Source organism: Nocardioides sp. F233, from assembly GCF_057813895.1.
The window spans coordinates 91,263-114,554 of the sequence record NZ_JBVASH010000005.1 but is presented as its reverse complement, the minus strand read 5'-3'; the positions used below and the strand labels follow the sequence as shown (position 1 = coordinate 114,554).

The 23,292-nt window shown below is 72.4% G+C and carries 22 protein-coding genes; 8 read left to right on the top strand and 14 right to left on the bottom strand.

The genetic code is table 11. The annotated features are described in order from the left end of the window. The first annotated feature begins 20 nt into the window (after positions 1-20). Positions 21-614, top strand: a complete 594-nt coding sequence (locus ACZYRU_RS19540; RefSeq protein WP_488958766.1) for a TetR/AcrR family transcriptional regulator — start codon at positions 21-23, stop codon at positions 612-614. Positions 615-619: 5 nt separating this feature from the next. Continuing rightward, positions 620-1,531, top strand: coding sequence for an LLM class flavin-dependent oxidoreductase (locus ACZYRU_RS19535; RefSeq protein ID WP_488958765.1), 912 nt, complete (start codon positions 620-622; stop codon positions 1,529-1,531). Here ACZYRU_RS19535 and ACZYRU_RS19530 read toward each other — a convergent pair. Then, entirely contained in the window at positions 1,486-2,550 is a 1,065-nt protein-coding gene (locus ACZYRU_RS19530) for a hypothetical protein (protein ID WP_488958764.1), read from the bottom strand. The two genes, ACZYRU_RS19535 and ACZYRU_RS19530, sit on opposite strands and share 46 nt — an antisense overlap. A 70-nt stretch (positions 2,551-2,620) precedes the next feature. Between ACZYRU_RS19530 and ACZYRU_RS19525 the strand changes: the two genes are divergently transcribed. From ACZYRU_RS19525 to ACZYRU_RS19510, 4 genes are all read left to right on the top strand, one after another. Further along, complete coding sequence (locus tag ACZYRU_RS19525; protein WP_488958763.1) at positions 2,621-3,826, top strand: aminotransferase-like domain-containing protein; 1,206 nt, start codon at positions 2,621-2,623, stop codon at positions 3,824-3,826. A 127-nt stretch (positions 3,827-3,953) separates the two neighbouring features. After that, positions 3,954-4,289, top strand: coding sequence for an ArsR/SmtB family transcription factor (locus ACZYRU_RS19520; protein ID WP_488958762.1), 336 nt, complete (start codon positions 3,954-3,956; stop codon positions 4,287-4,289). Positions 4,290-4,296: 7 nt separating this feature from the next. Continuing rightward, positions 4,297-5,979, top strand: a complete 1,683-nt coding sequence (locus ACZYRU_RS19515) for a SulP family inorganic anion transporter (RefSeq protein ID WP_488958761.1) — start codon at positions 4,297-4,299, stop codon at positions 5,977-5,979. A gap of 47 nt (positions 5,980-6,026) precedes the next feature. Further along, positions 6,027-7,004, top strand: a complete 978-nt coding sequence (locus ACZYRU_RS19510) for an aldo/keto reductase (protein WP_488958760.1) — start codon at positions 6,027-6,029, stop codon at positions 7,002-7,004. A 3-nt stretch (positions 7,005-7,007) separates the two neighbouring features. Here ACZYRU_RS19510 and ACZYRU_RS19505 read toward each other — a convergent pair whose 3' ends face one another. Genes ACZYRU_RS19505 through ACZYRU_RS19495 form a run of 3 tightly spaced genes read right to left on the bottom strand, consistent with a single transcriptional unit; the run spans position 7,008 to position 9,602 of the window. Next, the gene (locus ACZYRU_RS19505; protein WP_488958759.1) at positions 7,008-8,174 is read right to left on the bottom strand and encodes an NAD(P)/FAD-dependent oxidoreductase; all 1,167 of its coding nucleotides are present in this window, start codon (positions 8,172-8,174) and stop codon (positions 7,008-7,010) included. Further along, a complete protein-coding gene (locus tag ACZYRU_RS19500) occupies positions 8,161-8,355 on the bottom strand; it encodes a ferredoxin (protein WP_488958758.1) in 195 nt (64 codons plus the stop codon). Before ACZYRU_RS19500 ends, ACZYRU_RS19505 begins: the two co-directional genes overlap by 14 nt. Continuing rightward, complete coding sequence (locus ACZYRU_RS19495; protein ID WP_488958757.1) at positions 8,352-9,602, bottom strand: cytochrome P450; 1,251 nt, start codon at positions 9,600-9,602, stop codon at positions 8,352-8,354. Before ACZYRU_RS19495 ends, ACZYRU_RS19500 begins: the two co-directional genes overlap by 4 nt. Positions 9,603-9,755: 153 nt before the next feature. Between ACZYRU_RS19495 and ACZYRU_RS19490 the strand changes: the two genes are divergently transcribed. Continuing rightward, complete coding sequence (locus ACZYRU_RS19490; protein WP_488958756.1) at positions 9,756-10,346, top strand: TetR/AcrR family transcriptional regulator; 591 nt, start codon at positions 9,756-9,758, stop codon at positions 10,344-10,346. Here ACZYRU_RS19490 and ACZYRU_RS19485 read toward each other — a convergent pair. The 3 genes from ACZYRU_RS19485 to ACZYRU_RS19475 are packed head-to-tail and all read right to left on the bottom strand — an operon-like array spanning position 10,334 to position 13,213. After that, complete coding sequence (locus ACZYRU_RS19485; RefSeq protein ID WP_488958755.1) at positions 10,334-10,981, bottom strand: HAD family hydrolase; 648 nt, start codon at positions 10,979-10,981, stop codon at positions 10,334-10,336. The genes ACZYRU_RS19490 and ACZYRU_RS19485 overlap by 13 nt on opposite strands. Positions 10,982-10,990: 9 nt before the next feature. After that, on the bottom strand, positions 10,991-12,208 hold the full coding sequence (locus ACZYRU_RS19480; RefSeq protein WP_488958754.1) for an acetyl-CoA C-acetyltransferase: 1,218 nt from the start codon (positions 12,206-12,208) through the stop codon (positions 10,991-10,993). 36 nt (positions 12,209-12,244) lie between these two features. Continuing rightward, positions 12,245-13,213, bottom strand: a complete 969-nt coding sequence (locus ACZYRU_RS19475; protein WP_488958753.1) for a LysR family transcriptional regulator — start codon at positions 13,211-13,213, stop codon at positions 12,245-12,247. A 131-nt stretch (positions 13,214-13,344) separates the two neighbouring features. Here ACZYRU_RS19475 and ACZYRU_RS19470 point away from each other — a divergent pair, with 131 nt between their 5' ends. Continuing rightward, complete coding sequence (locus tag ACZYRU_RS19470) at positions 13,345-14,319, top strand: YeiH family protein (protein WP_488958752.1); 975 nt, start codon at positions 13,345-13,347, stop codon at positions 14,317-14,319. A gap of 245 nt (positions 14,320-14,564) precedes the next feature. On the opposite strand, the gene ACZYRU_RS19465 is transcribed toward ACZYRU_RS19470, so the two are convergent. The 7 genes from ACZYRU_RS19465 to ACZYRU_RS19435 all read right to left on the bottom strand — a co-directional run bounded on the left by ACZYRU_RS19465 (position 14,565) and on the right by ACZYRU_RS19435 (position 23,119). Continuing rightward, the gene (locus tag ACZYRU_RS19465) at positions 14,565-15,548 is read right to left on the bottom strand and encodes an NADPH:quinone oxidoreductase family protein (protein ID WP_488958751.1); all 984 of its coding nucleotides are present in this window, start codon (positions 15,546-15,548) and stop codon (positions 14,565-14,567) included. Between the two features lie 12 nt (positions 15,549-15,560). Beyond that, positions 15,561-15,782 (bottom strand): biotin/lipoyl-binding carrier protein, encoded by a 222-nt coding sequence (locus ACZYRU_RS19460; RefSeq protein WP_179728960.1) that lies wholly within the window; start codon positions 15,780-15,782, stop codon positions 15,561-15,563. A gap of 15 nt (positions 15,783-15,797) precedes the next feature. Beyond that, positions 15,798-17,150 (bottom strand): acetyl-CoA carboxylase biotin carboxylase subunit, encoded by a 1,353-nt coding sequence (locus ACZYRU_RS19455; RefSeq protein ID WP_488958750.1) that lies wholly within the window; start codon positions 17,148-17,150, stop codon positions 15,798-15,800. Positions 17,151-17,164: 14 nt separating this feature from the next. Next, positions 17,165-18,697, bottom strand: coding sequence for an acyl-CoA carboxylase subunit beta (locus ACZYRU_RS19450; RefSeq protein WP_488958749.1), 1,533 nt, complete (start codon positions 18,695-18,697; stop codon positions 17,165-17,167). Positions 18,698-18,733: 36 nt separating this feature from the next. Continuing rightward, positions 18,734-20,929: an acetate--CoA ligase family protein gene (locus ACZYRU_RS19445; protein WP_488958748.1), complete on the bottom strand. Its 2,196-nt coding sequence runs from the start codon at positions 20,927-20,929 to the stop codon at positions 18,734-18,736. A gap of 120 nt (positions 20,930-21,049) precedes the next feature. Beyond that, the gene (locus ACZYRU_RS19440; protein WP_488958747.1) at positions 21,050-21,946 is read right to left on the bottom strand and encodes a LysR family transcriptional regulator; all 897 of its coding nucleotides are present in this window, start codon (positions 21,944-21,946) and stop codon (positions 21,050-21,052) included. 63 nt (positions 21,947-22,009) lie between these two features. Beyond that, positions 22,010-23,119: an ABC transporter substrate-binding protein gene (locus ACZYRU_RS19435; protein WP_488958746.1), complete on the bottom strand. Its 1,110-nt coding sequence runs from the start codon at positions 23,117-23,119 to the stop codon at positions 22,010-22,012. Between the last annotated feature and the right edge of the window lie 173 nt (positions 23,120-23,292).

Below are 23,292 nucleotides of genomic sequence, written 5' to 3'. Positions count from 1 at the left end.
TTCGTTGCTAACCTGCCAGCGTGCAGCAGCAGCGAACCCTCCCGGCGCGCACCCGCCAGCGCCGCGACGCGCTGCTCGACGAGCTGGTCGAGCTGTTCCTGGCCGAGGGCTTCGCGACCTTCGGGATCGGCGAGCTGGCCCAGCGGCTGTCCTGCTCGCGCAGCACCCTCTACCTGGTGGCGCCGAGCAAGGAGCAGGTCATCACCGCGACGGTGCGGCACTTCTTCAAGCGCGCCGCCGAGCGGATCGAGGAGCGGGTCGAAGGCGCCCTCGACCCGGCTGACCGGCTGCCGACGTACCTCACCGCGGTGGCCGACGAGCTCGCTCCTGCCTCGCCGCGGTTCTACGCCGACCTGGCCGGGTTCCCGCCCGGCGCCGAGGTCTACCGCGCCAACACCGCCCGGGCGGCCGCGCGCGTGCAGGCGCTGGTGACCGAGGGGGTCGAGGCCGGCACCCTGCGCCAGGTCAACGCCACCTTCGTCGGCGCCGCCGTCGCCGAGGTGATGGACGCGATCGGCGACGGCCGGATCGGTACGGCGACCGGGCTCGACGACGCCCAGGCGTACCAGGCACTGGTCGACCTGGTCGCGACCGGCCTGCGGGCGCGAGGCTGAGCCCCGTGAGCTCCCCGATGGACGTCGGCATGACCCTGCCCGTGATGGAGCCGGACATCGCGCCGGACGTGCTGCGGGACTGGGCCGAGCGGATCGACGCCGGCCCCTACAGCTCGCTGTGCTTCGGTGAGCGGATCGCCTTCGACAACCCCGACGCGCTCACCCTGCTCGGCGCGGTCGCGGCGTGGACCCGTCGGGTGCGGATCGGTACGACGGTCGTCGTCCCCCAGCTGCACGACCCGGTGCTCCTCGCCAAGGCGCTCGCGACCGGCGACCAGCTCAGCAGCGGACGGCTGAGCGTCGGCCTCGGGGTCGGCGGGCGCGAGGAGGACTACGCGGCCGTGTCGGCCGACTGGAGCAGCCGGACCATGGCCGAGATGGCCGAGCGGGCCGGGGTGCTGCGCCGGGTCTGGAGCGGCGAGAACCTCACCGGCGCGACCCGCCCGGTGGGCCCGCGGCCGGCGCAGGCCGGTGGGCCCGAGCTGCTCGTCGGCACCCTCGGGCACCGCACGGTCCGCCATGCCGCGCGGTGGGCTGACGGTGTCGCGGGCATGACCCTGACCGCCGACGTCGTCGAGACCGCAGCCCTCTTCGACGTCGCGCGCGCGGCATGGGCCGACGGTGGACGGCCGGCGCCGCGACTCACGACGTCGTTCAGGTTCGCACTGTCGGAGACCACGCCCGACCCGCGGGCACAGGTCCACCAGCACCTGCGGCACTACATGAACTGGCTGCCGCCCGGACTGGTCGACGCGCTCGCCCCGACCGCCGGCTTCGCCGGCACGGTCGACGAGCTGCGGGTGCTGCTCGACCGGTTCGCGGCGATCGGCACCGACGAGGTGCAGCTGATCCCGACCAGCGACGACCCGCGTCAGGTCGAGCTGGTCGCCGGGCTGCTCGACTCCGTCTCGGCCTGACGGCCGCCGCGCACCGCCAGCACCACGCCGGCCACCGCGACGACCACGCCGAGGACCCACACCGGGGCGGTGCCCCACCCTGCGACGACCAGGACGGCAGCGCCGGCGCCCAGCGCGGCGGCGAGGTGGCCGGCGGGGACCCGCCGACGTCGTACGTCGACCACGGTCACGGCCACCACGGCGACCAGCACGAGCGCGGTGATCGCGGTGCCGAGCACACCGGCGACGAACAGGTGGAGCAGCTGGTCGTAGAAGTGGTCCACGGCAACGGGAGTCGCGACGTCGGCCGGGATCCTGTCGGCGGCGACCCGCCTGCCGATCGCGATCGCCGCACGGAGCAGCACCATCGCCCAGGCGATCACGACGAGGGTCCGGGCGGCCGTGCGCCGGCGACGGGTGGCGACGAGGACGGCGGCGACCAGCAGCGCGAGGGCGATGACCGGCAGCCACCAGGCGATCGTGTCGAGCAGGTCGACGGCGTCGCGCGCCGCGGTCAGCCCGTCGGCATCGGCGACGTCGACGACCAGGGTGATCGGCGGCATCGACGTGACGATCGCCAGTCCTGCGGCGGCCAGCCGGCTACGGACCGCGGCCACCAGGTCGGTCAGGTCGAGCCGGATCCGCCCGGCCCGGACGACGACACCCGCGGGCTCGTCCCCGGTGAGCAGCCGCACCAGCTCGGTGTGCCCGATCCGGTTGGCCCCGACCCACAGTCGCGAGAAGGCGTGCGAGCGCACGACGTCGTACGTCGCCGCCACGACCTGGGCCTCGATCTCCGGGGTCAGCCGATCGGCGAGCTGCGCGGTGATCGCGCCGCTGACCTTGGCGGCCACCTCGTCCTGGATCACCGGGTCGCCGGCGAGTGGCGCGACGGTCTCGAGGTAGCGACCGGTGTCGAGGACCTGGTCACGCCCCCACACGGCCACGACCGAGGCGGTGGCGCACAGGATCGCGAGCAGCGCGAGCACGGCGGCCACGAGACCGCGCAGCCGGCGTACCGCTGCGTTCGACCGGGACATGGACCCTCCTTCGACGACGCGCGGGACGAGTCAAGCGCACTTTCGGGGCCGCCGTGGTGACACTGGGCAGGTGTCCGACCTCATCGCGTCCCTGCTCGCGGCCCGTGCCGGCGGCTTCCGGCCCTCGCCGGTCCGGGACTTCTGGGAGGTGTCGATGGAACCCGGGATCATCTCCCTGGCCGGCGGCAACCCCGACCTGTCGGTGCTGCCCCTCGACGAGCTCGGCGAGGTCGCGGCCCGGGTGATCCGCGATCGCGGCCTCGAGGTCCTGCAGTACGGCGGCGGCACCGGCGCGCCCGGCACCCGCGAGGCCGTGGCCCGGACCATGGCCGCCGAGGGCATCCCGGTCGACCCCGCGGACGTGCAGGTGACCGCGGGGTCGCAGATGGCGCTCGACCTCGTGGTCAAGCTGCTGTTCGACCCGCGCGACGTGGTGCTGGCCGAGGGTCCGTCGTACGTCGGCGCGATCGGGTTGTTCGTCGGCATGCAGGTCGACGTCGTGCACGTCCCGATCGACGACGACGGCCTGGTCCCGGCAGCGCTGGAGGAGACGATCACCCGGCTGCGCGCGGAGGGTCGCCGGGTCAAGGCGCTCTACACGATCCCGAACTTCCACAACCCCAGCGGCGTCACGCTCGCGGCCGAGCGACGGCCCGACGTCGTGCGGATCTGCCGCGACGCGGGGATCACCGTCATCGAGGACAACCCCTACGGACTGCTGTCCTTCGACGGCAGCGCGCTGCCGAGCCTGCGCTCGCTCGACCCCGACAACGTGGTCTACCTGGGCTCGTTCTCGAAGGTGGTCGCTCCCGGGCTCCGGGTCGGCTGGGCCGTCGCGCCCGAGCCGCTGCGCCGGCCGCTGCAGCTCGCCTCCGAGGCCACCGTGATCTGCGCGTCCGTACTCAGCCAGGCCGTCGTCGAGGAGTACGTCCTGCGCCACGACTGGCTCGCCGTCCTCACCCGGGCCCGCCGGCTCTACGAGGCACGTGCGGCCGCCGTGCTCGACGCCCTGGCCGGCGCCGGTCCCGGCGTCAGCTGGTCGGTGCCGCACGGCGGCTTCTTCACCTGGGTCACCCTGCCCGTCGACAGCGACGTGCACGGGGTGCTCGACGCCTCGATCGAGCGCCGCGTCGTGTTCGTCCCGGGCTCGGCGTTCCACGCCGACGGCGGCGGCGCGCACCAGCTGCGGCTGGCGTTCTCGCTGGAGCAGGAGGACGTCCTCGCCGAGGGGGTACGCCGGCTGCTGGACGCGATCGCCGAGGTGGCCGCGGCCTGAGTCAGGTGCGCTCGTCCATGCGGCCGGTCCGCTCCTTCCCCCACTCCCCACAGGGATCACGACATGAAGACTTCTTCAAGTCATGTATCGTGGCGGTACCGGACGCCGACGAGAGGGAGGTACGGCGATGGGAGTGCCGCTCTACCAGACCAAGGCCGAGTTCTTCCGCACCCTCGGTCACCCGGCCCGGATCCGGATCCTCGAGCTGCTGTCCGAGCGCGACCACGCGGTCCACGAGCTGCTCGAGCAGATCGCGATCGAGCCGAGCAACCTGTCGCAGCAGCTGGCCGTGCTGCGTCGTACCTCTCTCGTCGTGTCGCGGCGCGAGGGCACGGCCGTCGTCTACTCGATCAGCGCGCCCGAGGTGCGCGACCTGCTGATGTCCGCCCGCAGGATCCTGGTCGGTCTCGCCGAGACCCGCGCCGACTTCGAGGACGAGCTGATGGTCCCCGGCGCTCGATGAGCGCGCGATGAATCCGGTGCTCGCGCGACTGCGCCAGCTGGCACCGCGCAGGTCCGACTGGACCCAGGCGGACCTGCGGCACGACCTGACCGCCGGGGTGATGGTCGCGCTCGTGGCGCTGCCGCTGGCGCTCGGCTTCGGCGTGAGCTCGGGCGTCGGGGCCGGGGCCGGCATCGTCACGGCAGTCGTCGCCGGCGCCGTCGCGGCAGTCTTCGGCGGCAGCCACGTCCAGGTCAGCGGTCCCACCGGCGCGATGACCGTCGTCCTCATCCCGATCGTCGCCGCCCACGGCGCCGACGGCGTCCTCGTGGTCGGGCTGCTCGCCGGCCTGATGCTGCTGGCACTGGCAGCGACCGGTGCGGGCCGGGCGATCAGGTACGTCCCCGTGCCCGTGATCGAGGGTTTCACCGCCGGGATCGCCGTCATCATCGCGCTGCAGCAGCTGCCTGCGGCCCTCGGCGTCGATGTGCACGCGGAGAAGATCCTGGTCCTGGCCGCGGACGCGGTGCGGGCCTGGGCAGAGGCGCCCGCCTGGTCCTCGCCGGCCACGGCGCTGGGCGTTGCGGTGGCGATCGTGGCGATGGCCCGGGTGCGCGCCGGCTTCCCGGCAGCCCTGCTCCTCGTCGTCGTCGCGACGGTCGTCAACGCACTCCTGGCCGATCGCTCCGGCGCCCGGCCGCTCGCGACCATCGGCGAAGTCCCGTCCGGCCTGCCCGCGCCGCACCTGCCGACGGTGCCCTGGGCCGACCTCGACACCCTCGTGCTCGCGGCCGTCGCCGTCGCGGCCCTGGGCGCGCTGGAGAGCCTGCTGTCCGCGACGGTGGCCGACGCGATGAGTGTCGGGCAGCGCCACGACCCGGACCGCGAGCTGCTCGGGCAGGGCCTGGCCAACCTCGCGAGCCCGCTCTTCGGCGGCATCCCGGCCACCGCGGCGATCGCGCGTACGGCGGTCAACGTCCGCTCCGGTGCGCGCTCCCGCCTCGCCGCCCTGACGCACGCGGTGCTGCTGCTCGTCGTCGTCCTGGCGGCTGCACGCTGGGTCGGCCAGATCCCGCTGGCCGCGCTCGCCGGCGTCCTCGTGGCGACCGCCGTGCAGATGGTCCGGGTCTCCAGCCTGGCCCCGCTGCTGCGCGCGACCCGTGGCGACGCCGCGACCCTGGTCCTCACCGCAGCCGCCACCGTCGCCCTCGACCTGGTCCAGGCCGTCCTCGTCGGCCTGGCGGCCGCGGGCTTCTTCGCCCTCCGCCACACGGCCGCGACGGCGCGGCTGGAGGAGGTGCCCCTCGACGACAGCGACCATCACGACGAGGAGCGCCGGCTGCTCGACGAGCAAATCGTCGCCTACCGCCTCGACGGTCCGCTCTTCTTCGCCGCCGCCCACGACTTCCTGCTCGAGCTGGCCGAGGTCAACCGGGTCCGGGTCGTCGTGCTCCGGATGTCCCACCTGACCGCTGTCGACGCCACCGGCGCCCACGTGCTCGCCGACACCATCGGCCGCCTGGAGCAGCGGGGCGTCACCGTGCTGCTGTCCGGCACCCGGCCCGAGCACGTCGCCGTCCTCGAGCAGCTCGGTGTGCACCGGCAGCTCGCCCACGAGCGGCACCTGTTCGCGACGACGCCGGAGGCGATCGCTCACGCCCGGCTGCACGCCGCGCGGGTCGCGCACGACCCGGGCCTATCGCCGCGATAGCCGGCCGGTCGTTGTCGCGCCCCCGGCCCGACCGTGAGGCTCGGCCCGTGCAGACCACCCGGCTCAACGACCTGACCGTCTCCCGCATCGGCATCGGTACGGCGAGCATGGCCGCCGGCTTCGACGGCGCAGGCAGCGACGACACCGAGTCGATCCGGACCATCCACCGGGCGCTCGACCTCGGCGCGACCTTCATCGACGCGGCCGAGTTCTACGGCCCGTACGTCAACGAGGAGCTGGTCGGCGCGGCGCTCGTCGGGCATCGCGACCGCGCCGTGGTCGCCACGAAGTTCGGGATGATCTCCCACGTCCGCGGCGACGCCGGCCTGCCCGACAGCAGCCCGGCCAACGTCCGAGCTGCCGTCGAGGGGTCGTTGCGCCGGCTGCGCACCGACCGGATCGACCTCTGCTTCCAGCACCGGGTCGACCCGACGACCCCGATCGAGGACACGGTCGGCGCGCTGGCCGAGCTCGTCGCCGAGGGGAAGGTGCTGCACATCGGCCTCTCCGAGGCCGGGCCCGAGACGATCCGCCGCGCCCATGCGGTGCACCCGCTCGCCGCCGTGGAGTCGGAGTACTCGGTGTGGACCCGGGATCCCGAGGCGGCCGTGCTGCCGGTGCTGCGCGAGCTCGGCATCGGCTTCGTCGCCTACTCGCCGCTGGGCCGCGGCTTCCTCACCGGCACGCTGCGCTCGGCCGCCGACATCTCGGCGAGCGACTGGCGGGCGCAGATCCCCCGCTTCCAGGCGGAGAACTTCGACCACAACCTGCGCCTCGCGGACGAGGTCGCGGCCGTCGCCACCGAAGCAGGTACGACGCCCGCCCAGGTCGCGCTCGCCTGGCTGCTGAGCCGCGGGCCGGACGTCGTACCGATCCCGGGGACGAAGCGGATCGCCCGGCTGGAGGAGAACCTCGCGGCCGCCGACGTCGTGCTGACCGACGACCAGCTCGCCCGGCTCGACGGGCTCGGACCGGCGGCCGGCGAGCACCACAGCCTCGCGCAGCTGGAGCTCCTGGACGGCTGAGGGTCACGCGCGAGCCGGTACGCCGGCCAGCTCCCGGCGCACGGCCAGGTGCTCCTGCGGCCAGCCGACGGACTCGCCTCCGACGAGCAGGTCGCCGGCGTAGCGGCGTACGGAGAAGCGGGCGTCCTCGATGCTGCCGAGGACCTCGACCCGGTCGTGGCCGCCGACGGTGCCGGCCATCTGCACCTTGACGCCGGCCTGGTCGGTCCAGAACCACGGCACCGGCACCGGTCCGGCGGCGCGGCCGGTGAGGACCTTGGCGACCCGGGTGCCGGAGTCGAACGCGTGCTGGACCGACGTGAGCCGGGAGGGGCCGCCGGGCGAGGGGAAGCGGGCGCAGTCGCCGATCGCGAAGATCGCGGGGTCGCTGGTGCGGAAGTCGTGGTCGACGACGATGCCGTCGTCGACCGCGAGGCCGGAGGCCGCCGCGAGAGCGTCGTTGGGGGCCGCGCCGACGCCGACCACGACGAGGTCGGCCGGCAGGAGCTCGCCGGTGTCGAGGCGGACCTGGCGGACCCGGCCGTCGGTGCCGTCGACCGCGACGACGCGGGTGCCGAAGCGCAGACGGACGCCGTCGACCTCGTGCCGGGCGCGCAGGAAGTCGGCGGTGACGTCGGAGAGGGCGGCGGTCAGCAGGCCGGGCGCGGTCTCCACCACGGTGACGTCGAGACCGATGCCGCGCAGCTGGGTGGCGAGCTCGAGGCCGATGAAACCGGCGCCGACGAGGACGGCGGAGCGGGCCTCGAAGGCCCAGCGGCGCAGGGCGTCGGCGTCCTGACGGGTCCGCAGCGCACCGATGCCGTCGAGGCCGCCGGTGTCGAACGGGACCGGCCGGGCGACCGAGCCGAGGCTGAGCACGAGGTGGTCGTAGCCGAGCAGCCGGCCGGACCCGAGCTGCACCTGCCGGCGCTCGCGGTCGACACGAACGGCGCCGTCGCCGAGGACCAGGTCGATCGCCTCGTCGGCGTAGTGCTCGGGCTCGTGGAAGCAGAGGTCGTCGCGGGCGTCGTCCAGCACACCCTTCGACAGCGGCGGGCGCTGGTAGGGCTGCCAGGGGTCGGCGTCGACGACGGTGACCGGCCCGGTCCAGCCGAACCGGCGCAGCGCGTCGGCGGCCTGGGTGCCGCCGTGGCCGCCGCCGAGGACGACGACCCGGTCAGTCGCCGACAAGGCGGATCGCCAGGGTCGGGCAGGAGTCGATGGCCTCCTGGATGTCCGCCACGTCCGCCGGGTCCGCCTCCTCGACGAGGGTGAACGCGATGCCTGCGTCATCCATGTCGAAGTACGCCGGCGCGAACATCACGCACTGGCCGGCGCCGCAGCACTTGTCGGCCTCGATCTCGATCTTCACCGCTCGACTCCTTCCGCCGCCGGGCCGAGGTCCACGAGCAGCTCACGCAGCCCCCAGAAACCGCGGTCCTTGCGGACCTGGACGTTCTCCACCCGGTCGTCGACCAGGCGCATGTTCGGGTAGCGCTCGAGGATCCGCTCGACGGCGACCCCGACCTCGACGCGGGCCAGGTTCTGGCCGACGCACTGGTGCGGGCCGAATCCGAAGGCGAGGTGGCGCGGGCGCTCCTCGGGGATGGTGAAGTCACGGAACCGGCTGGGCCCGTACTTCTCGCCGTCGTGGTTGGCCGAGAGGACCGACGGGATCACGCCCTCGCCGGCGCGCACCTGGAAGCCGTTGACCTCGAGGTCCTCCGAGGCGACCCGGCGCGGGCCGGAGCGGGCGACGGAGTGGATCCGCAGCATCTCCTCGACCGCGACGCCCCACGAGCGGTCACCGTTGCGCAGCAGTGCCAGCTGGTCGGGGTGCTTGAGCAGGGTGAAGATGCCGAGGGCGATCATGCCGCCGGTCGTGTCGTGGCCGCCGAGGACGAGCAGGATGATGAAGCCGAGCAGCCGATCGCGGTCGATCTCGCCCGTGTCGAGGCGGTCGGTCATCAGCTGGGTGATCAGGTCGTCGCCGGGCTCGGCCCGCTTGAGCGCGATCATCTCGTCGCAGAACGCGATGAACCCGTCCATCGCCTCATCGAGCTCGTCGGGCGTCAGCGTGATGGTCACCAGCCGCTCGGTGAGCTCCTGAAAGCGCTCGGTCTCCGAGGCGGGGACCCCCATGATCCGGGCGATCACGTCGGAGGGGATCGCGATCGCGTAGGCCTCGACGAGGTCGACCGGCTGCGGGAGCGCGGCCAGTGCGTCGAGCCGGGCGACGATCGCCTTCTCGATGAAGGCGGCGGCGTCCGCGACGGCCTTCGGCGTGAAGGCGGGGACGATCATGCGGCGCAGCTGCGTGTGGAACGGCGGGTCCTGACGGATGAACATGCCGACGTTGACGGGGTGCAGGCCACCGGGCTGCCCCTCGATCGGGAAGCCCTCGCGTGCCGACTCCGAGCTGAACCGCGGGTCCGACAGGACGGCCTTGACGTCGTCGAACTTCGTGAAGAGCCAGGCCTCCTTGGTCTCGGAGAGCTTGACCTTCGAGACCGGGCACTCCGTGCGGAGCTCACCGAAGTAGTCCGGCTCGTCGAGCGGGCGCTCGACGGGCGGGGCGAGGGTGAACTGCCGCAGGTGCGGGCAACCGGGCTGCTCCATGGGGGACTCCTCCTCGGACGGTGTGACCTGCACCATGTTTTAGCCACTTGGCTAAATCTGTCAACCGGGGTGATCCGGGACGGCTATCGCCCTGCAATCCGCCCGCTCGCGCCGTCCGTACGACGCCGCGGCGGGCGTTGTACGGTGACGCCCGTGAGCGAGGAACCGGCCCCCCGGGGCGTCGAGGAGGTGAAGCGGTCACTGGTCGCGGCCGCGCGCCGGCTGCTGGGCGAGATGCCCGCCGCGCAGATCTCCGGGCGCCGGATCGCCACCGCCGCGCAGGTGAACTACGGGCTGATCCACCAGTACTTCGGCTCCAAGCAGGCCGTCTTCCGCGCCGTCCTCGAGGAGCTGACCGCGGAGCTCGGCGAGGGCGCGACCCGCGCGGGCTCCGCCCGCTCCTGGTGGCAGGAGCTCCCGACGCGGCCGCTCGACACCGATGCGTGGCGCACGTTCGCCAACCTGGTCTCCTCGCCCGAGCTGATGGACTCGATGCAGTGGGACTTCCCGCTGATGCGCACCCTGGTCGCCGAGCTGACCGGGCAGGAGCCGGCGCTCGACGTCGAGGAGGCCCGGGTGACGGCTGCGGCGATCGGCTCGCTGCTGGTCGGCTGGACGCTGATGGAGCCGGTCTACCAGCGCGGCCTCGGGCTCGACGCCGACCAGCTGGCCGCCGTACGACGGGGGGTGCTCGGCCTGGTCCGGGTCCCCGGTCGGGCCGAGCGTCCCGATCAGGCGGACTGAGCGGGGACCCGGATCCCGAGCCCGGCGAGCGCGGCGGCGGTGACCGCGGCGCTGGAGTGCACGACGCCCGCCATCCCGAAGCGCCGGGCGGCGACGATGTTGTGCTCCAGGTCGTCGACCATCACCGCCTGGCCGGGTGCGACACCGAGGGCGTCGCATGCGGCGCCGTACGCACGGCGCGACGGCTTGCGGGCACCGATCTCGGCGGAGATCACGACCGCGTCGAAGAGCGCGGGCAGGTCGTAGCCGGCGTAGCAGTCGTCGCCGAGCGAGTTCGACAGGAGCCCGACGGGCGTGCCGGAGGACCGCAGGTCGCGGACCAGGTCGAGCATCGCCCGGTCCGGCTGGAGCGCGGCCTGGATGGTCGCGACCAGCCCGTCGGCCGTGGCGTCGGCGCCATGGGCGCGCAGCCGCTCGGCGAAGCCCTCCTCGAAGCCGCGCTGCGACAGCCGGCCCTCCTCGTGCTCGACGAGGAGCCGCGACGACTGCTCGTCACGGGACAGCAGCCGGGCGGGCAGCATCGGGTCGGGCCCGATGCCGGCGCCCAGCACGGCGAGCGCCGAGCCGACGCTGGTGGTCAGCACGCCACCGAAGTCGACGACGACGGCGACGGCATCGACGGGTGCGTGCGTCACGCGCGCCCCTCAGCTGAGGCGCTCGAGGACCATGGCCATGCCCTGGCCACCGCCCACGCACATCGACTCGACACCGAACTGCTTGTCGTGCCACTGCAGCGAGTTGATCAACGTCGCGGTGATCCGCGCACCCGTCATGCCGAACGGGTGACCGACCGCGATCGCGCCACCGTTGACGTTGAGCTTGTCGACGTCGATGCCGAGCTGCTGCGCCGATCCGAGCGACTGCACCGCGAACGCCTCGTTGATCTCGAAAAGGTCGATGTCACCGAGCGACATGCCCGCGTGCTTGAGCGCGGCCGGGATCGCCTCGACGGGGCCCAGGCCCATGATCTCGGGGGAAAGTCCTGTGACAGCGGTCGACACGATGCGGGCGAGCGGGGTCAGGCCCAGCTCCTTGGCGCGGGTGTCGGACATGATAACCAGCGCCGCGGCACCGTCGTTGAGCGGGCACGCGTTGCCCGCCGTCACGGTGCCGTCGGGGCGGAACACCGGCTTCAGGCCGGAGACCGCCTCCAGCGTCGTACCCGCGCGGGGGCCGTCGTCCGCAGTGACCTGGGTGCCGTCGGGCAGGGTGACCGGGGTGATCTCGCGGGCCCAGAAGCCCTCGTTGATCCGCTGTTCGGTGAGGTTCTGGCTGCGGACCGCGAACACGTCCTGCTCCTCGCGCGACATGCCGAGGACCTGCGCGACGTTCTCCGCGGTCTGGCCCATCGCGATGTACAGGTCGGGCAGGTTGCCCGCCTGACGCGGGTCGACCCACGTCTCGGCACCGCCCTGCGCCCGCTTGTCGGTCAGCGCCTGCGCGTCCGCGAACGCGGGGTTCTGGCCCTCCGGGTTGTCCGACCAGCCGTTGAAGAACCGCGACACCGTCTCCACACCCGCCGAGATGAACGCGTCGCCCTCGCCGGCCTTGATCGCGTGGAACGCCATCCGCGTCGTCTGCAGGCTGCTCGAGCAGTAGCGGTTGACGGTCACACCGGGCAGGTGGTCCATCCCGGACAGGACGGCGACCGCGCGGCCCAGGTTGTTGCCCGCCTCCCCCGCCGGCTGGCCCACGCCGAGGATCAGGTCGGTGATCTCGGCCGGGTCGAGACCCGGCACCTTCGCCAGCGCCGCCCGCACCATCTGCACCGACAGCTCGTCGGGCCGCATGTCCTTCAACGAGCCCTTCCCGGCCCGGCCGATCGGCGAGCGGGCGGTCGAGACGATGACGGCTTCGGGCATGACGACTCCTCGGGTCAGGGGATGACTCCCCCAGCATCATGGTGCGGAGGTCCGACCGGAACCCCCCTCGGCACTATCGGTGGGATAGCCGGGACGCGCGGTGCCGGTCGGCCCGGCGGCGGCGAGCAGACGTACGGCGGCGTCCGAGAGCGTCGCCTCGGCCGGCCAGATCGCGGTGAGCGGGCGCAGCAGGAAGACCCCGTCGAGGGGTACGGCGCACAGCTCGCCGAGCTTGAGGTCGGCCTCCAGCGCCCGCTCGGACAGCGCGACCGGCCCCATGCCGGCGATCGCCGCGTGGGTCAGGCCGTTGTTGGACGCCATCACGAGGCCGGGGACCAGCGCGTGCCCCTCGCGGTGCAGTGCCTCCTCGAGGGTGACCCGGGTGCCCGAGCCCTCCTCGCGCACGAGGACGCCCCCGACGGCGAGCTCGGCGGCCGTGACCGGCTCGGTCCGTTCCGCCCACGGGTGCCCGGGCGCGACGGCGACGACGAGCCTGTCGGCGCCGACCTGCTGGTGGCGCAGCCCGTCGGGCGCGGTCGGCACCTCCACGAAGCCGAGCTCGGCCGCACCCGTGCGCACGAGCCGCTCGACCTCGGTCGAGTTGGCGACGCTCAGCGAGACCTGCAGGTCCGGTGCACCCGCGTGCAGCCGGGCCAGCCAGGCGGGCGCGTAGTGCTCGGCGATCGTCATCGACACGGCCGCGCGGACGACGAGCTCGCCCTCGGCGCGCAGGGTCGCGACCGATCGGGTGAACCGCTCGGCGGCGTCGAGCAGCTCGCCGGCCCAGTCGACGACGAGGATGCCGTGCGGCGTGAGGGTGGTGCCCTGCTTGGTGCGGTGCAGCAGCGTGACGCCGAGCCGGCGCTCGAGCGCGAGCATCCGGCGCGAGACGCTCGGCTGCGAGAGCCGCAGCTCCTGCGCGGCCTGGCCGATGCTCCCGGTCCGCGCCACGAGGGCGAGCACCTCGAGGTCGTCGAGGTCCGGTCGTCGGGTGGGGGTGCTCATGCGTTCTCCGTATGACGTGATGCCGAGGTGCTCACTACCGAAGCCTGCCCCACACCGGTTGGGTGGAGGACATGGCCACGAGAACCGTTCCGGTCCGAACGACGACGAGCGCCCGACGTACGCAGCGATCCGTGCTGCTGCCGGGCCTCGCGATCACGGGGATCGGCGTGGCGCTCGCCACCGCGGGTCACCACGTCGTCCCCTCCGTGGGCGTGCTCACCTGGGCGGTGCTGCTCGGTGCGGTGGCCGCGAACCTCGACCTGATCCCGATCGCCGCCCAGCCGGGCCTGCGGATCGCGGTCAAGAAGCTGCTCCGCGTCGGTGTCGTGCTGCTCGGGTTCTCGCTGTCGCTGACCGCGATCGGTGCCCTCGGCGCTCCGGTGATCGCGCTGGTCGTCCTGACCCTGGTCAGCACGCTGGTCTTCACCTGGTGGCTCGGCCTGAAGATGAAGGTCGGCCCCGCCCGCAGTCTGCTGATCGCCACCGGCTTCTCGATCTGCGGCGCCTCGGCGATCGCCGGCATGGAGCGCACCGCCGACGCCGACGAGGACGACGTCGCCACCGCGATCACCATGGTCACGTTGTGCGGCACCCTCGCGATGATCGCGATCCCCTTGCTGCAGGCGCCTCTCGGCCTCTCGGACCGCCAGCTCGGCATCTGGGCCGGCGCCAGCGTGCACGAGGTCGGCCAGGTCGTCGCCGCGGCCGGCCCCGCCGGTGCTACCGCGGTCGCACTGGCCGTCGTGGTCAAGCTGACCCGCGTCCTCCTGCTCGCCCCGGTCGTGGCCGTCGTGAGCACGACCCGCCGTCGTACCCACCCGGCCGCCGACGGCGCCACCGTCGGCCGCCCGCCGATCGTCCCGCTCTTCGTGCTCGGCTTCCTGGCCTGCGTGCTGCTGCGCACCAGCGGGATCGTGCCGGCCGGGGTGCTCGACGTGATCAGCACGCTGCAGACGATCACCCTCGCCGCCGCGCTGTTCGCGCTCGGCACCGGCGTCCACCTCGGCAAGCTGCTCCACAGCGGCGGCCGCCCGCTCGCGCTGGGCATGGTCTCGACGCTGGTCGTCGCGTCGGTGTCGCTGGTCGGCGTGCTGGCCATCGCCTGACCGCGACGACGCCGAGGCGTCGGCGCGCAGGGTGCTGTAACACGCTGTCGATCCGACTGCTCGCCACTTCTCAGCAGGTTCGGGCCGTTTCACACGGCGTGTCGTGCTGAGAATCGACAGGTAGTCGGGTGGACAACGTGTTACTTCCAGGTCAGCGCAGTCCCGCCCGGCACACAGGAACACCAGCGCGAAGGGCGCCGGGCCAGTCGGCCCGGCGCCCTTCGCGTCGTCGTGGGACGGGACTGTCACGGTTGGAACACCAGCCGGCCGACGGTCTCGCCGTCGGCGAGCCGCTGCACGGCGGTGGGGACCTCGTCCATGCCGAACGTCTCGCTGACGAACGGGCGCACGGCGCCGACGTCGGCGAGGCGGGTCAGCTCGTCGTGGCAAGCAGCGACGGCGGCGGGGTTCTGGGCGTTGTACAGGCCCCAGTGCACGCCGATGATGCTGTAGTTCTTGACCAGCGCGTGGTTGAGCGCGGCGCTCTGGATCTCGCCGCCGGCGAAGCCGATCACGAGGATCCGGCCCTCGAACGCGATGCACTTGGTCGAGCGCTGGTAGGTCTCGCCGCCGACCGGGTCGTAGACCACGTCGGCGCCGCGGCCCTCGGTGACGTCCTTGACGACGGCCACGAAGTCCTCGGTACGACGGTCGACGACGACGTCCGCGCCGAGCTGCTTGGCGTACTCGGCCTTCTCCGGGCCACCGACGACACCGATCACCCGCGCCCCGGCGGCCTTGCCGAGCTGGATGGCGGCACTGCCGACCCCGCCGGCGGCGGCGTGCACGAGCAGCGTCTCGCCGGGCTGGAGGACCGTACGACGGTGCAGGCTGAACCACCCGGTCTGGTAGCCGATGAACAGCGACGCCGCCTGGGCGTCGTCGAGCGACGCGGGTGCGGGGTACGTCGTGTGCTCGTCCATCAGCGCGAGCTCGGCGAAGCCGCCGTACGGCAGGGCGCACAGGCCCAGCACCCGCTGGCCGACGGACAGCCGGGTGACCTCGGAGCCGACGGCGAGGACCTCGCCGCAGAGCTCGGAGCCCGGGGTGAACGGCAGCTCGGGCTTGATCTGGTAGAGCCCGCGGCACAGCAGCACGTCGGGGAAGTTCGCGGCGCTGGCGAGGACCTGGACCAGGACCTGGCGCGGGCCGGGCTCGGGGGTGGGGGCGTCGACCAGCTGCAGGACGTCCTTCGGCTCGCCGAGGGAGGTGACGGACCATGCCTTCATCGCAGAACCCCCTCAGTCCGTGGTGATGTCGATGAGCGGCTGGCCGGCGTTGACCATGTCGCCCTCGGCGACACGCAGCGCGACCACGACCCCGGCCGACTCGGCCAGGACGGGGATCTCCATCTTCATCGACTCCATGATGATGAGCGGGGTCTCCTCCTCGACCGCGTCGCCGGGGGCGACCAGGATCTTCCAGATGTTGGCGCTCATCTCGGCGCTGATCGTCTCCGGCACGGGACGGCTCCTCTTCTACTTGCTCTTGATGTTGGCGACGATGTTGGTGTCGTAGCGACCGGCGCTGAACTCCGCCGAGTCGAGCAGCTCGACCAGGAACGGCAGGTTCGTGGTCAGCGGGCCGATCTCGAACGAGGCGGCCGCGGCGCGGGCGCGCTCGACGGCCTCCTCACGGGTGTCGGCGAGGACGCAGAGCTTGGCGATCATCGGATCGAAGTACGGCGTCACGGTGGTGCCCTGCCCGTAGCCGGCGTCGAGCCGGATCCCCGGTCCGGTGGGGGGTTCCCACACGTCGATGTCTCCCGGGCTGGGGAAGAACCGCTTCGGGTCCTCCGCGCAGATCCGCAGCTCGATGGCGTGCCCCTGCAGGGCGGGCGCGAAGTCCGCGGTGGTGGTGCCGGTCTGCGCGATGCTCAGCTGCTGCTCGACGAGGTCGACGCCGTGGGTGAGCTCGGTGACCGGGTGCTCGACCTGGATCCGGGTGTTCATCTCGAGGAACACGAAGTCCTCGGTGACGGTGTCGAGCAGGAACTCGACCGTGCCCGCGTTGTGGTAGCCCACGGACCCGGCGGCCAGCACGGCGCTCTCGTGCAGCCGGCGGCGTACGTCGTCGGACAGGTGGGGTGCGGGGCACTCCTCGACGAGCTTCTGGTGGCGGCGCTGGACCGAGCAGTCGCGCTCGCCGAGCGCGACGATGCTGCCGTCGGCGCGGCCGAGGACCTGGACCTCGATGTGGCGGGCGGTCGAGACGAACCGCTCGACGAAGACCCGGTCGGAGCCGAAGCTGCGCTCGGCCATGGAGCGGGTGCTCTCGAACGCCTTGCGCAGCTGCTCCTCGTCGTGGGCGACGGCCATGCCGATACCGCCTCCGCCGCCGGACGCCTTGACGATGACCGGGTAGCCGATCCGGGTCGCCTCGGTGGCGGCCTCCTCGACGGAGGCGAGCGCGTCGTCGGCGCCGCCGCTCACAGGCACGCCGTGGGCCGCGACGACGCGACGGGACTCGACCTTGTCGCCCATGGTGCGGATGGACTCGGGGGTCGGGCCGATCCAGGTCAGACCGGCGTCGGTCACCTGCTGCGCGAACTCGGCGTTCTCGGCGAGGAAGCCGTAGCCGGGGTGGATCGCGGTCGCGCCGGTCGCCCTCGCGACCTCGATCAGCTGGGCGCCGTCGAGATAGGCCTTGACCGGTACGTCGCCCGTGATCTCGTGCGCGACGTCGGCCTCCTCCACGAACGGCAGGCCGGCGTCGACCGCGTGGTGCACGGCGACCGAGCCGATGCCGAGCCGTCGGCAGGTGGCGATCACACGGCGCGCGATCTCGCCGCGGTTGGCGACCAGGACGCGCTCGGGGAACGGGTTCGTCATCGTCGGCGCTCCTCTCAGAAGCTCGTCGGCCAGCCGCTGAGCAGGTGCTCACCGACGCCGTCGGTACGGGCGAGGTGGTTGTCGCGCAGGGAGCGGACGATGTAGTCGCGGGTGTCGGCGGGGTCGATGACGTCGTGGACGCCGTAGACGCGCGCGACGTCGTACCCGGTGGACTCACGGGCCATCTCGTCGAGGCGCTGGGCGTACTCCTCGGGGTGCTCCTCCTCGGTGATGCCGTGCACGACGGCGACCGCGGAGCGCGGGTCCATGAAGCTGACCTCCGCCGACCACCAGGCCGCGCTCGCGTCCGCCGTACCGGCGCCGCCCATGTTGACGTAGGCCTGGCCGTAGTTCTTGCGCAGCATCACGGTGACCTTGGGGACGGTGACCTGGGACAGCGCGTTCATCCAGTTGATGACCTTGCCGGCGACCTTGTTGCGCTCGGCCTCGAGGCCGATCAGGAAGCCGGGCTGGTCGACCATGAAGACGACCGGGATGTTGTAGGAGTCGCAGAGGACCAGGAAGCTGGTCGCCTTGTCGCAGGCGTCGGCGTCGATGGCACCGCCCTTGAACATCGGGTTGTTGGCGATGAATCCGACGGTCTGGCCGTCGACCCGGGCCAGCGCGGTGACCAGGCTCTTGCCGAAGCGGGCCTTGATCGGGAAGACGCTGCCCTCGTCGGCGACGACCTCGAGCACCTTGCGCATGTCGTAGACCTGGGTGCGCGACTCGGGCACCAGGGTGCGCAGCTCCTCGGCCCGGCTGCCGGATCCCTCGGGGACCGCGGCGACGGGCGGCGCCTCGCCGTTGTGGGCCGGGAGGTACGACAGGAACTGCCGCACCAGCGCGATCGCCTCCTCGTCGGTGTCGGCCACCGCGTCGGCCAGGCCGGTGACGTCGGCGTGCACCTTCCAGCCGCCGAGGACCTCGCCGTCGACCTCCTGGCCGGTGGCGCGGCTGACCAGGCCGGGGCTGGACACCGCCATCACCGTGCCCTTGCGGAAGACCGCGAAGTCGGCGCAGACCGTGTGCCAGGTGGCCGACCCGAACGCGTACCCGAACACCGCGGTGGCCCACGGGCTCTGCCGGTTGCGGCGGAAGCGGTCCTTCTCGTTGCCGTTGCCCATGCCGGTGCCGCCCATGACGTCGGGCATCCGGACGCCGGTCGACTCGGTGAGGAACACCAGCGGCATGCCGCAGCGCACGGCCATGTCCTTGAGGTGCGCCATCTTCTTGTTGCTGACCGAGCTGCTCGACGCGCCCTTGACGGTGAAGTCGTAGGCGATGAGCGCCGTACGACGCCCGCCGACGTCGCCCGTGCCGGTCACCTTGCCGTCGGCCGGGGTGATGTCCTTGTCGGCGTCGACAGGTGAGGTCGCGTAGAGGCCGAGCTCGTGGAAGGTGCCCTCGTCGACGAGCAGGTCGACCCGCTCGCGGACGTTGAGCACCCCGGCGGCCTTCCGCTTCGCGAGCTTGGCCTCCCCGCCCATCGCCAGGGCCGCGGCGCGGCGCTCCTCGTGGTGCTTCGCAGCAAGGGACTGCTCCATGGCGACGTCGCCTCTTTCGGTTGGTTGCTGGGTGTGTCAGTGGGTGGAGGAGGCCGTACGACGACCGCGGCGCACCAGCGCGCGGGCGACCACGGCGGCCTCCTCGAGCTCGGCGAACACCGGGAACCCGCGCTCCCGGGCCCGCAGCGCGTAGTCGCGGACGAGCGCCTCCATGTCGGCCTTGCCGTCGGTCTTGAGCACCATCAGGTGGTGGCAGGGCACAGGTCCGGCGTCGCGGGCCGCGGCGATCGCGTCGATCAGGGTGCCGGTCACGTCACCGTGGGTGGCGCCCATGTTGCGCTGGATGATGCCGACGTTGAAGTGCGAGATGACCGCGGCCGGGCGGGTCGCGTCGAGGACGGCGCCGAGGATGTCCCTGGCCACTGCGCCGCCGTTGACGGCGAGGGTCGGGGCCGGGGCGTCGATCGGGTTGGCCAGGCCGTTGCCGGGCGGCAGGCCGAGCCCGTCGAGGTGCGCGATGGTCGCGTCGGGCAGGCGCGGCGTGGTCAGTCCGACGCGCTGCATGGCGTCCGCGGCGAGCACGCTGGCGCCGCCACCGTTGCCGAAGAGCACGACCTCGTTGTTGTCGACCGGGTGCCCGCCGTCGAGCAGGTCCATCGTGGCGAGCACGTTGACGAAGTCGCCGAGGGTGTCGACCAGCTCGACGCCTGCTTGGCGGGCGAGCGCGGGCCAGAGCCGGTGGTGGCCGGACAGGGCGCCGGTGTGGCTGGTCGCGGCACGCGAGCCGTCCGCCGTGCGGCCGCCGGCGAGGAGGACGACCGGCTTGGCGTCGGCCCGGCGGGACAGGACGTCGAGGACCGCACGGCCCGAGGCGAGGGACTCGAGGTAGAGCCCGACCACGCGGGTGTCCGGCGAGTCGAGGAGGTGCTCGAGCATCTCGGCGGCGGTCAGGTCCGCGCTGTTGCCGATGCTGGTGACGCTGTGGAAGGCGACGCCGCGGGCCTCGCCGAGGCGCAGGATGTCGACGCTGAGACCGCCGCTCTGCGACAGGACGGCGACGCCGCCGACCTCCTTGGGTGCGTCGGGGACGAAGGTGATCCGACCCCGGGTCGAGTGGGTGCCCAGGCAGTTGGGACCGATCACCCGGGTGCCGAGCGCTCGCATCCGGGCGACCAGGTCCCGTTCCAGCTCGACGCCCTCGTCGGTCTCCGCGAACCCGCTGGAGATGACCTGGGCGAACCGGACCCGGCCCTGAGCCGCGGCGAGCGCGTCGGCGACGGCGGCCGACGGCAGGGCGACGTACGCGTAGTCGATGTCGCCGGCCTCGGCGAGCGACGGCACGGCGGCGATCCCCTCGATGCTCTCGGCACTCGGGTGGATCGGGACGATCGCGCCGGGGAAGCCGTAGCCGAGCAGGTTGCGGATGAACAGGGTGCCGCCGTTGGTGCCCTTCGCGCTGGCGCCGAGCACCGCGACCCGGCGCGGCTCGAAGAGGGGCCCGAGGTCCGCGACCTCGCCCGTGGAGCGGTCGGTCTCGGTGTCCTCGGCGTCGGCGTCCAGCACGAACCGGGCATCGACCGCGACCGCACCGGTCGGCGAGACGATGACCGGGTTGAGGTCGATCTCGCGCACCTGCGCGGGAAGCGCCTCCAGCAGACCACCGGCGCCGGCGAGCCCGACGATCACGTCGACCAGGGCGTCGGTGCTGACCGGCGTGCGGCCACGTGCGCCCTGCAGCAGCGGGAGGCCGCGGAGCTCGGCGAGCATCTCGGCCGCCTGGTCGCGGGTGATCGGCGCGACGCCGAACGCGACGTCCTCGAGCACCTCGACGAACACGCCGCCGAGGCCGACCATCACGGCCCAGCCGAGGCCCTCGGTGCGGACCGCGCCGACCACGACCTCCTCGCCCTTCGGGGCCATCTGCTCGACGAGGAAGCCCTCGCAGTCGTGGCCGGCCGTGGCGAGGTTGGCGCGGATCGCGGCCGTCTCCTCGGCCAGCTGCTCGCGGCTCACACCGATCCGGACACCGCCCGCGTCGGTCTTGTGGACCAGGGTGGTCGAGACCGCCTTGACCGCGAACGGCCCGGTCAGCTCCGCCGGGACCTCGTCGACGTCGGCGATCTCGACACCGGCCGGCACGGTGATCCCGGCGGCGGCGAGGAGCATCTTGCCGACGTACTCCGGCAGCACCTGGAGGCCGGACCGGAGGGCGTCCTCGACGACCCGCGAGGCCAGCTCCTGGACCGGGATCGTGCTCGAATCGATTGACACGGGACCTTCTCCTCATCGGCGTACGCAAGATCTGCGGCGTTGTGACGCAACGCACGCAGTCTCACGGGAGCCGGTGAGGGCCGGGAAGATCCGAGTGACTGGCGGGGTGATACCGAAGGGCTATCGGCGGGGAGGGTGCGCGGCTTCCTTGAGGAGGCGCAGGAAGGTCTGCACGACGGCAGGGCGCGCCTCGTCCTTGCGGACGACGGCGGCGAGCGTGGCCCGGGCCCAGTCCTCGCGGATGGGGACCAGGATGACGCCGTCGCCGCTGGCGGTGTACGGCGAGAGCGTGTTCGCCAGCGAGATGCCGACGCCGGCCTGCACCATGCGCTGCGCGGCCTTCACACCGTCGGTCGTGTAGACGACGTTGGTCTCGACGTCGGCGACGAGCTTCTCGAAGGCACGGCGCAGGATGCTGCCCTTGGAGAAGAAGACGAGGGGCTCGCCGGCGAGGTCGGCGGCGGTGACCTCGTCCTTGTCGGCGATGGGGTGGTCCTCGGGGACGCAGAGGACCAGGTGGCCGGTGAGCAGGTCGACGTAGTGGAGCTCGTCGGAGAGCTCGTCGAAGCCGAGGTACGTGAGCAGGCCGGCGTCGAAGTGGCCGGTCTGGACGCCGTGGCGGACCATGTCGGAGCCGCCCTCGGCGACCTCGAAGCGGATGCTGGGGTGCTCGTCGTGGAGCCGCTTCACCACGCCCGGCATGATCGTGTCGCTGGCCGTCGGGACCACGGCCAGACGCAGGTTGCCGACCTTGAGGTTCTCCAGCGAGCTGGCCTCCTGGCGCATGGCGTGCTCGGCCCGGATGGCAGCCACGACGTGGGGCAGGATCCGCTCGGCGGCGTACGTCGGCCGCACCCCGTGGGCGTCGCGCAGCACCAGGATGACGCCGAGATCCTCCTCGAGGCGCTGCACCTGCATGGTGATCGTCGGCTGCGAGACGCCGAGCTCCTTGGCTGCCTGCCGGAAGGAACCGGTGCGGAGGGCGGCCTCCAGGTAGCTGAGCTGTTCGAACCGCATGTCGCGATGCTAGACCCGTCGGCGGACCCGCACCCCGGGGGGCGCGGGTCCGGCGCGGGTGCGTCAGGCGCGGGCCGACTCGGCGACCAGGTCCTCGTAGGAGACCTGGCCTTCCTTGACGGTGCCGAGCCGGACGGCGATGTCGATCATGAAGTCGACCGCGTCCTTCGGGACCTTCCAGTCGGGCTGGATCTTCGGCACGACGACGTCCGTGAAGTGGGCGATGTAGTCCTTGGCGAACTGCTCGCCCTTGCCGTCGAAGCTCGTCTTGTTGAGCAGGTCGGCGGCCTTGTCGGGGTTGGCGACGACCCAGTCCTTGCCCTCGGTCTGCGCGTCGAGCCAGGCCTGGATGACGGCGGGGTTCTTCTCGAGGTAGTCCTCGCGGGTGATGAAGTACTGCACCTGCTGGTTGCGGAGGATCTCCGGGGTGCTGTCGGCGAGGAAGTCGACGTAGATCCGGCCCCCCGTCTGGGCGGCCGCGAGCCGGGTGGTGGCCCAGGTGACCGTCACGTAGGCCTCGAGCCGCTTGGCCTTCATCTGGGCGATGCCGGAGGCGAACTGGCCGACGCCGACGTGCTCGACGTCGTCGTACGTCATGCCCGCTGCTTCGAGGGCCAGCTTGAGCTGCTGGTCCGAGCCCGCGCCGACGGCGGCGACGCCGACGCGCTTGCCCTTGAGCGCCAACATCTTGTCCTCGAAGGACGCCGACTCGTCGGGGAAGTCGGTGCCGGCGTTGGCGACGATGGAGTACGTCGTCTCGGGGATCCGCATGCCGACCATGACCGGCCGCTTGCCCTTCTGGCCGTTGACGTAGCTGGCCATGGTGAGGATCGGGTCCTGCACCATGCCGTCGACGCCGCCGCCGGCGAGCAGCTGCATCGCCTGCACGCCGCTCTGCGGGAAGATCAGCTTGCCGATCTGCAGGTTGTAGGCGTCGAACTGGTTCTCGGAGACGTTCACCTGGTCGAGGAAGTAGTTGTCGCCCGGGGCGCTGGCGATCCGGAACCGGGTCGGCTTCTTGAGCGCGCCGGCCGCGCCGCCCTTGCCGGCGGTGCTGCCGCCGTCGTCACCGCAGGCGGCGAGCAGGCCGACCGAACCGACGGCGAGGGCGCCCATCCCGGTGTAGCGCAGGAAGCCCCGGCGCGAGGCCATGGATCGCTGAGATCCGGTCATGTCCACTCCTTGTGGTGATCCGAGAGAGAGCTGGGACCGCCTCGATCGAAGCGGAGATTTCCCTGATTTCTAGCGGCTTTCGCGATCTGTTCGACCTTGCGCGAACCGGTTTCCCGATCCTCGTGCGACCCCCTTCCCGAGTCAAGGAAGGGACCCCGTCAGAACGGCTATCG

What these genes read in the sequence shown, in the direction of transcription:
- ACZYRU_RS19530 (WP_488958764.1), bottom strand. Translation starts at nt 2,550, where the DNA reads ATGTCCCGGTCGAACGCAGCGGTACGCCGGCTGCGCGGTCTCGTGGCC.
- ACZYRU_RS19520 (WP_488958762.1), top strand. Translation starts at nt 3,954, where the DNA reads ATGGGAGTGCCGCTCTACCAGACCAAGGCCGAGTTCTTCCGCACCCTC.
- ACZYRU_RS19515 (WP_488958761.1), top strand. Translation starts at nt 4,297, where the DNA reads ATGAATCCGGTGCTCGCGCGACTGCGCCAGCTGGCACCGCGCAGGTCC.
- ACZYRU_RS19495 (WP_488958757.1), bottom strand. Translation starts at nt 9,602, where the DNA reads ATGGAGCAGCCCGGTTGCCCGCACCTGCGGCAGTTCACCCTCGCCCCG.
- ACZYRU_RS19480 (WP_488958754.1), bottom strand. Translation starts at nt 12,208, where the DNA reads ATGCCCGAAGCCGTCATCGTCTCGACCGCCCGCTCGCCGATCGGCCGG.
- ACZYRU_RS19475 (WP_488958753.1), bottom strand. Translation starts at nt 13,213, where the DNA reads ATGAGCACCCCCACCCGACGACCGGACCTCGACGACCTCGAGGTGCTC.
- ACZYRU_RS19465 (WP_488958751.1), bottom strand. Translation starts at nt 15,548, where the DNA reads ATGAAGGCATGGTCCGTCACCTCCCTCGGCGAGCCGAAGGACGTCCTG.
- ACZYRU_RS19455 (WP_488958750.1), bottom strand. Translation starts at nt 17,150, where the DNA reads ATGACGAACCCGTTCCCCGAGCGCGTCCTGGTCGCCAACCGCGGCGAG.
- ACZYRU_RS19450 (WP_488958749.1), bottom strand. Translation starts at nt 18,697, where the DNA reads ATGGAGCAGTCCCTTGCTGCGAAGCACCACGAGGAGCGCCGCGCCGCG.
- ACZYRU_RS19440 (WP_488958747.1), bottom strand. Translation starts at nt 21,946, where the DNA reads ATGCGGTTCGAACAGCTCAGCTACCTGGAGGCCGCCCTCCGCACCGGT.
- ACZYRU_RS19435 (WP_488958746.1), bottom strand. Translation starts at nt 23,119, where the DNA reads ATGACCGGATCTCAGCGATCCATGGCCTCGCGCCGGGGCTTCCTGCGC.